The organism is Mycobacterium sp., from assembly GCF_049683355.1.
Lineage (GTDB): Bacteria > Actinomycetota > Actinomycetes > Mycobacteriales > Mycobacteriaceae > Mycobacterium.
This window is the reverse complement of the sequence record NZ_JBAUJB010000179.1, coordinates 1-2,203: the sequence shown is the minus strand read 5'-3', so window position 1 is coordinate 2,203 and position 2,203 is coordinate 1. Positions and strand designations below refer to the sequence as shown.

The 2,203-nt window shown below is 68.2% G+C and carries 3 protein-coding genes; 2 read left to right on the top strand and 1 reads right to left on the bottom strand.

The features are described from left to right. A partial coding sequence (locus WA944_RS10870) for a DUF2339 domain-containing protein (protein WP_526646909.1) occupies window positions 1-1,372 on the top strand: 1,372 nt, incomplete at its 5' end. 38 nt (window positions 1,373-1,410) lie between these two features. Beyond that, window positions 1,411-1,908, top strand: a complete 498-nt coding sequence (locus tag WA944_RS10865) for a Dps family protein (RefSeq protein ID WP_526370366.1) — start codon at window positions 1,411-1,413, stop codon at window positions 1,906-1,908. Here the strand turns inward: WA944_RS10865 and WA944_RS10860 are convergent. Further along, on the bottom strand, window positions 1,850-2,203 hold a 354-nt coding region (locus tag WA944_RS10860; protein ID WP_526646907.1), incomplete at its 5' end, for an adenylate/guanylate cyclase domain-containing protein. The two genes, WA944_RS10865 and WA944_RS10860, sit on opposite strands and share 59 nt — an antisense overlap.

Genomic DNA, 2,203 nt, shown 5'->3' with positions numbered 1-2,203 from the left:
GGCATGGTGGGTGGGCTCGCGGCCCGGTGGGCGCGTCGGCGCGATCGCGCTGGCCGCCACCGGCATCGCCGCGGCGTACATCGATGTCATCGCCGTCACGACGATCTACGGCTGGGCCTCCGCGCCGGCGGGACTCGTCCTCGCCGCGGTGATCGCCGGCGGCGGTCTGGCCCTGGCACGCCGGTGGGATTCCGAACATCTCGGCCTGCTGGTGGTGGTGCCCTTGATCGGTCTGGCGCCCGTCGTCACCGACGGTGTCACCCTTCTCCTCATCGGGTTCATGCTCGCCCTGTCCGCGGTGTCGGTGCCGGCGCAATTGGGTAGGGACTGGATCTGGTTGCACGTCGCACGAATCGCCGCCATGGTCTTGCCCCTTCTGGCGGCGCTCGCAGCGCGCGCCTTCGACTCGGGTGAGGACCTGTCGCTGGCGGGGGCGTGCGCGATCGCGGCGGTGGTGAGCCTCGGCGCTGCGTTGATCCTGCTTCCGGGTACGGCCAACCGCACAGCGATGGCGTTGCTGACCGCGGCCGGGGTGACACCGGTGTTGGGTGTGGTCCTCGCGGTGGACCACGTCATCGCGGCGTTGATGGCCGGTGCGTTGTCGGCGGCACTGCTGGCGATCGTGCTTGTCGGGGAACGCCTTCCCTGGGTGCCCGGCGTGGTGCGGCGGGTGTTCTCCGCGACGTCCGCGGTCGCCGCTCTGATCGCCGTCACCGTGGCGTTCGACGGCCCGGTTGCCGCCCCGGTGCTGCTGGCGATGGCCGTGGTGGTGGCGGTGGCGGGGCGCAGTGACCATGTGGCGCGTTGGGCGGTGACCGGCTTCGCGATCGTCGGCGCCGCACTGCAGTCCGGATACGCGCCGCCGAGCGCTCTGCTCGAGCCGACCGTGCTCGCCACCGCCTCGGCCGTTTCGACGTTGGTCTCCAGCATCCTGCTGGCCGCGTGCGCGGTGGTGATCGTGTGGTCGTGGAGAACGACGGCGCACGCGCTGTGGGTCGGTGCCGTCGTGGTGATCGTCTATGCCGTCACGTTGTTCACCGTCACCGCAGGCACTCTGGTCGGCGGTGACAACGACCTCGGCTTCTACGCCGGCCACATGGCGGCGACCATCTGCTGGATCGTGATGGCGGCGGGGTTGTTCGGTTACGCCGCCCGCCGGCCGCGCACCGAGCGTTCGGTGCCGATCGCCGGTGGACTGGGTCTGGTCGCCGCCGCGATGGCGAAGCTGTTCCTGTTCGACCTGGGCACCCTGGACGGCATCTTCCGGGTCGCGGTGTTCATCGTCGTGGGGCTGATTCTGCTGTGCATGGGTGCGGGGTACGCCCGCCTGCTGGAGAAACAGGACCACGTCATGACGCAGATCACCCCATGAATTGGATCGATTCCAGATTACGGTGCGTTGGGTTGAGTATGGCTACAACAACGAATGTGCGTAGGACAGAGGCCGAGGTCTCGGGCTTCCAGGCTTCACCGGAACTCAGCGCCGCGTTGCAGCAGGTGCTGGTCGACCTGATCGAACTGCACCTGCAGGGTAAGCAGGCGCACTGGAACGTCGTCGGCACCAACTTCCGCGACCTGCACCTCCAGCTCGACGAGGTCGTCGACTTCGCTCGTGAAGCCAGCGACACCGTCGCCGAACGGATGCGTGCACTGGACTCAGTGCCGGACGGTCGGTCGGACACCGTGGCGGCGAGCACCTCGTTGCCGGAGTTTCCCGCCTACGAGCGGAGCACCGGCGAGGTCGTCGACCTGATCACCGGTCGGGTTTATGCGGCGGTGGACACCCTGCGGTCGGTCCACGACACGGTGGACGCCGAGGATCCGAGCACTGCGGACATCCTGCACCAGCTCATCGACGGCTTGGAGAAGCTGGCGTGGCTGCTGAAGTCGGAGAACCGGAAGGTGTGACGACCCGGCCAGAGTCGGCCCGGTGGCCGACCAGGTACCAGGTGTGCATGATGCCCTTGCCCTTGATGTCGACGTGGCCGCGCTCCTCGAGCACAAAAGAGTCGTGCAGCCGCTCATAGACGTTGTCGGGCACCTGGATTCGCCCTTCGACGTCGGTAGTTTCCATGCGGGCCGCGACGTTCACCGCGTCGCCCCACACGTCGTAGAAGAACTTCCTGGCGCCGACGACGCCGGCGACGACGGGCCCTGCGGCCATGCCGATGCGTAGCGGTACGTCGCGGCCCTGGGAGTCCTT